General features: G+C 50.5%; 4 protein-coding genes. 1 reads left to right on the top strand and 3 read right to left on the bottom strand.

Annotation, left to right across the window (positions count from 1 at the left end; all coding sequences use genetic code 11):
• Positions 1-250 precede the first annotated feature (250 nt).
• Both GKAS_RS22340 and sopA read right to left on the bottom strand, forming a co-directional pair.
• The gene (locus tag GKAS_RS22340; RefSeq protein WP_035897591.1) at positions 251-1,222 is read right to left on the bottom strand and encodes a ParB/RepB/Spo0J family plasmid partition protein; all 972 of its coding nucleotides are present in this window, start codon (positions 1,220-1,222) and stop codon (positions 251-253) included.
• Complete coding sequence (sopA, locus tag GKAS_RS22335) at positions 1,222-2,388, bottom strand: plasmid-partitioning protein SopA (protein ID WP_072011464.1); 1,167 nt, start codon at positions 2,386-2,388, stop codon at positions 1,222-1,224. The genes GKAS_RS22340 and sopA overlap by 1 nt, the downstream gene beginning before the upstream one ends.
• A gap of 750 nt (positions 2,389-3,138) precedes the next feature.
• Here sopA and GKAS_RS22330 point away from each other — a divergent pair.
• Positions 3,139-4,149 carry a RepB family plasmid replication initiator protein gene (locus tag GKAS_RS22330; RefSeq protein WP_000200070.1) on the top strand — a complete coding sequence of 337 codons (1,011 nt, stop codon included), beginning with the start codon at positions 3,139-3,141 and terminating at the stop codon, positions 4,147-4,149.
• A 697-nt stretch (positions 4,150-4,846) separates the two neighbouring features.
• On the opposite strand, the gene GKAS_RS22325 is transcribed toward GKAS_RS22330, so the two are convergent.
• Positions 4,847-5,587, bottom strand: a complete 741-nt coding sequence (locus GKAS_RS22325) for a tyrosine-type recombinase/integrase (RefSeq protein ID WP_001515717.1) — start codon at positions 5,585-5,587, stop codon at positions 4,847-4,849.
• Positions 5,588-6,048 lie beyond the last annotated feature (461 nt).

Genomic DNA, 6,048 nt, shown 5'->3' with positions numbered 1-6,048 from the left:
TGACCGATGACGCAGGTGGGACCGTGGTCCCAGGCAGATTACCTGACCGATGACGCAGGTGGGACCGTGGTCCCAGACAGATTACCTGACCGGCGATGCAGGTGGGACCGTGGCCCCAGACAGATAAGCTGACCGATGACGCAGGTGGGACCGTGGTCCCAGAGAGAATATTCAGGCCAGTTATGTTTTCTGGCCTGTGAGAAAGGAAATGAAGTAAAGGGAGATCACCGTAGACTAAAGCGTGTCCGCATCAGACTCCTGGTTTCTCAAGCTCCTTAAGAATGGCTTCTATTTTCTCTATACACTCCGCAGGAATGCGGGACTTATCCAGGTTAAGCACCATTTTATCGCCCTTATACAATGCTGTTGCCCCTGGAGCAAACTGATGACGTGAGCTCAGATTAACTCTTGATGCGGGAGATTGTTTCAGTACGGATGTTAAAAGACTAATGACCTCTTCAGCTTCAAAGATTAGTCCCGCTTTCTTCTGATCGTGGAGAGTCTCAGCCTGCTGCTTCAGTAATTCTTCTTTATCTGCAAAAGCCTTCTGAATGGCTTCACCTGACCGGGCAGACAGTTCTCCAGGATGTGCAAACAGGGCAACAACGGATTTAGGCAGTTTGGCCGTATTAATACAGCGGGTAATGATCTTACGAGAAATGTTTTCCGCATCGGCAAGCGCAGAAATATTTCCTGCAAACTCATTCTGCAGCCGGCTTGTATAACGCAGGCCACGTTCATAAGCACTCGTCGGCCGATAATCGTTACCCAGTCGGGACAATGCAGCCATCTGCTCATCGTCCAGTTCACCAACCAGAACGCGATAATCACTTTCCGTCAGGATTGCGGCTTTACGGCGACGGCTGCCGTCTGCAATTTCTATGACATCAGAAACCCGGCGGCCGAAAGCTGGAGTCTGCTGACCGGTCAGTAAAAATGAAGGAATGAGATCATCCAGAGCATCTTCGGTAAGTAGTTCCTGATCGCGCTCATTGCCTGACCATACGCGTGAAGCGCTCTCAACAGAGTCTCCCCGGAGCACCTCAAGGGTAAATTTTACTTCCCGTCCACTTACCGGAAGAGAGATTGCATTACCGCGGGCCATAGCACCCACGCGCGCAATTAATGAATCCACCATCGGCGCGGCCGGCGCCGGTGATGAAGTATCTTCAGTCGATTGAGTATGTGTGGTATGTCTTGGAATGACAGGAGCACGCTTCATTATCTAATCTCCCAGCGTGGTTTAATCAGACGATCAAAAATCTCATTGCAAACAGGCTCCCAGATAGAGAGTGCATTACGCCAGGCACCGGTTGAAGAACGTTGATCAATAGCCTGTTCAAAAACGGTTCTCATACGGATCTGACCTTTGCCGACTTCATCCGTTTCGCGCACAACATTTTTAAGGACCATGCTTCCCCAGGCATCCCGAATTTGTTCTTCCATCCACGGGGACTGCGAGCCATTATTATTACTGTATTTGGTAAGCAGAATACGGACATCTGGCTCGAAGCCTTTAAGATCCACGTTCTTAAGCAGGTCACGAAGCATATCGAAAAACTGCAGTGCGGAGGTGTAGTCGAACAGCTCTGCCGGAGTAGGGACAATCAGAACATCAGCAGCGCATACAACATTTATCGTACCGATACCAAGGTTGGGGGCGCTGTCGATAACTATCACGTCATAATCATGAGCGACAGTTTCAATAGCCAGACGGAGCATCAGGTGCGGGTCAGCAGGTAATTTGCCTTCGTCAAATTTCCCCATCAGCTCGGTTTCAATGCGGTGCAGTGCCAGACAGGACGGGATGATATCAAGGCCAGGCCAGCAGGTGGGCTTTATAGCGTAGCTGGCGTCATCCTTTTCCCCAAGATAAAAGGGCAGGAGAGTGTCCTCAGCATGAATATGAAGATCGGGCACCCATCCGTGATACATAGAAGCAGTTCCCTGTGGGTCATTGCCTTCAACAAGCAGAACACGGAGTCCTTTCAGAGCAAGATCCTGAGCCAGGTGAACGGATACTGAGGTTTTGTAAACACCACCTTTGTGAGCTGCAACGCCAATCACCGGCGGAAACGCATCTTCAGCACGGCGCAGTCGTGTACCAAATACATCCCGCATGTGATTGATTTGTTCGATGGTATAACCAACGCGTTGCTCAACTCTCCCACGGGTTTCCATATCAGGGTGCGGCAGCCGGCCAGCTTTCTCGGCATCCCTGATAGCCTGAGATGACACGCCAATTAAATCTGCCGCTTCACCAATCCTCCAGCGCCGGGTTATTTTCCGGGCTTCCGGACTGTCATCATTAAACTGTGCAATGGCGATTGCTTTCGTCATTTCATGACCAGCACTTATGCACTGGTTGAGTGTATCCATGAGTCCCATACTGAACATCCTTTAATCATCACTTTGCATTATTTTATTAAATCTTGGAATTTATTGCAAAGCAACAATAAAATCGCAAAGTGCACGAAAAAGTGCAAAGTGAACCACATTGGGTAATGAAAGAACGCAGGGGATTACAAAAGAGTACATACCGCAGTCAATATTAATCACTGCCGCTCGCCGCAGTAAGCGATCTCACACAGTGAGAAAGCGGCGAGGAAGCGGAAAATCACAGAATTCACAGATTGCACGTACGTCGGGTTGCTAAAGATGGCTCGGGATCAGCCAGTTATAATGAAATTGACTGCGGTATGTAATATATTGACTATGGTATGATGCTTACCGCATCTGTGTCGAGGAAGAGGAAAAACGACTCAGCATACCGCAGTCAATGTTTCATTGTTGTACCTGTAGATCTCAATCTTCCAGAGCGTATTCAGGAAAATAAGGCCAGGGTTCTGGATATTTGGTGTGGCGCTTCCGGGCTTGTATCTGGGTTATTCATGGTCTCGATCCAATAATTGATCCCAAGGAGATCATAATGAGATCCAAAAGAGATCCCCGGATCGCTCCAGCATGCGCTGTAACTGGCTTTAACGTCTGTCTGGATCGACTGTGGAATGTAAAATGTTGACTGTTATATGCATAATCTAATACTGTGATATGCAACGGTATTTACTGAGGTATGTATATCCGTTGACTGCGATACGTATTACTACATCCTTTTGTGGATAACCGTTGAGGATCAAGATGACGAGCGAAAATAACAGCTTACTTCTGAACCTTCAGGAGGTTGATAAGACAACCGGTGAAGTTGTTAAGCTGGATGTCAACAGCACCAGTACCGTGCAGCCAGTAGCGCTCATGAGACTCGGTCTCTTCGTCCCAACTCTGAAATCAACAGGGAAGAGCAAGGCGAACCGGAAAAACGTTACAGACGCGACTGAGGAGCTTGTACAGCTGTCCATTGCCAAAAGCGAAGGATACACTGACGTTAAGATCACCGGTTCGCGTCTTGATATGGACACGGATTTTAAAGTCTGGCTGGGGATAATTCGCTCCATGTCGGAGTATGGGGTAAAAAGTGACACCCTGGAACTGTCGTTCGTCGAATTCGTTAAGATGTGCGGATTTGACTCCCGTCGTTCAAACAAAAAAATGCGCGATCGCATCAGTAATTCCCTGTTTAAACTCGCCTCGGTTACGCTGAAGTTCCAGAGCGAGACCAAAGGATGGACCACCCATCTGGTGCAGTCAGCCTATTATGACATCAACGAGGATATCGTTGAGATCAAGGCTGAACCTAAGCTGTTTGAGCTTTACCACATGGACAGAAGGGTACTGCTGCGGCTGAAAGCCATTGACGCCCTGCAGCGCAAGGAATCAGCCCAGGCGCTTTATACCTACATCGAAAGTCTTCCCCAGAATCCTGCACCTATTTCCATGAAACGGATGCGTGACCGGCTGAATCTCACCTCAAATGTCTATACGCAGAACCACACGGTGCGTAAGGCGATGGAGCAGCTACGGGATATTGGTTATCTGGATTACACTGAGTTTAAACGTGGCCGAGCCACCTATTTCAGCGTGCATTATCGCAACCCCAAACTCATCAGTGGTCCTGTGAAGGTTCCGCGCAAAGAGGAAGAAGAGAAGGCGCCAGAGCAAAATTATGACGAAGTCATTAAGGCGCTGAAGGCTGCTGGCATCGATCCCCTTAAACTGGCCGAAGCTCTCTCAGCGATGAAGCCAGAAAATTGACTGCGATATGCATAACATGACTGCCGGATGCCGCTAAGGACATTCCATTGACTGTGATATGCATCACGCATACCGCAGTCAATATGTGTTCTCCATCATGTCTGCCATGATCGAACAATATTGACTGTCATATGTGATTTCAGGCCGTGATACGCAGATATTGACTACGGTATGCGGGTTTAACGGCGATATTCCCAGGTCTGTGCACTGCTCCACACGTGTTAACATGCCACAGTCAATTTTTCAGTAAAGCTCTATACCCCTTACGAAAATCTCAATCGGATGCTGAGACGGTCATGTTACCTGACGGTATCCGTTCCCCTGTGTATTGCAGGTTTAGCCCGGCAGGATGAGACTGCAGCTGTCTGTATAACCCGGCGCCAGCTTCACACTGCTAAATGCGAACAGGAGACCGATGGCAGAAGGGAGTGAGCCACAGGGGTGAATGACTTTCGCAATTAACGGGATGATTCACTGGACTTTCAGGAAACAATACACTGTGGGATGAACGGCCTGTGTCCTGTCTTGTCTGCGGTATGTCGATGCCTGCAGGCTTGCAGGTCACCGTGCAAGACCACGGCTGTTCAGTCATCCGAATGATGTCCTGGTGTGCTGGAGCAGGGAGGGGCACTGAATGCGCTCTGCTCCTGTATTTCGTATTAGCGGAATACAGGACGTCATGCCAGGGCCGTCAATCTCAGCCGGCCGGGGGCAGGGAGCGAAGGATCTCCGCGGCATCTCGCCCATCACCGGTAAAGGGAACGGCCAGGGTGGCAGCCATGTCCAGCGCAAATACCCGGGTATAGACTTCCATCGAGCGCGGATCCTTATGCCCGGCCAGTGCCTGGATGACCTTCCTGGGCTGCCGGTGATAAAGCATGTGCATAATATAGCTGTGACGGAAAGTATGCGGCGTCACTGGGATCGAAAAATGCACGCCGTCAGCTTCAGCCCGCTTCACCGCCTGTTTCAGCCAGTTGCGCATTGTCTCATCCGTGACCGGCCATAACGGCTCACGCCGGCGGGGGCGGGTGGTGACCATCCAGCTTTCCATCTGACGCACAAAACTGGCATCCGTCAGCGGTACCAGACGCACTTCATCTTTTGGCGGCCGGCCACGACGTGCCCGCACTTTTTCCGACAGCACCCGAACAAAAGGGCGCAGACCATCCAGGTCGAACGATTCCGGGGTGAGCGTCCGGGCTTCACCGATACGGATCCCGGTATTCCACATGGTGGCGAACAACATGTGGTGACGCTGGTCAGGCATATACCAGAGGAGGGCGCTCACTTCCGGCGCCAGGAGGTAAGCCGGCGTGGCACCTGTTGAGGTGGCCATCCGCCGGAGTGCCACCGCGGTCGCAAAATCAACGCCCGGGGCGATCGGCAGCAGGGAGACGCGTTCTGGTGAATTCTGCAAGGGAATGATGCTGTTCATGAGTTATTTTTCACGTAGCGCACGCACTGTTTATGGATACAGGTATTTTGCACCTGACGGGCCGATCCTGCCATGACAATAAATCGCAGCGCGCGGATCCTTTTGTTTGTATAACCAGCATTATTGCGGGTAAAACCAAATTAGTAAAGGATCGTTTTTCACCCATTTTACCTATGAAACCCTGTAATGGCGCGCTCTGCAGGCCAGTATGGGCATTTTGGGAGAATTGGGGTAATGCCAGGACAGACAGGATCAGGGCAAAAGACAGGGGGACAGGAAGGGGAAAGGAAGGCGCGCTACGTGAATTCTGACTTGGTACACCCCTGTGACCCTGTCAGAATTCACGCAGCGCAATGTGGTTGCTGACTACTGCCAGTTGAGATGACGGCCGGCATCCTGATGCTGGTAATGACTCCAACTTACTGATAGTGTTTTATGTTCAGATAATGCCCGATGACCTT

Origin of the sequence: Kluyvera ascorbata ATCC 33433, assembly GCF_000735365.1 — a bacterium.
In the GTDB taxonomy this organism is placed as follows: Bacteria; Pseudomonadota; Gammaproteobacteria; order Enterobacterales; family Enterobacteriaceae; genus Kluyvera; species Kluyvera ascorbata.
This window is presented reverse-complemented; position numbering and strand designations above follow the sequence as displayed.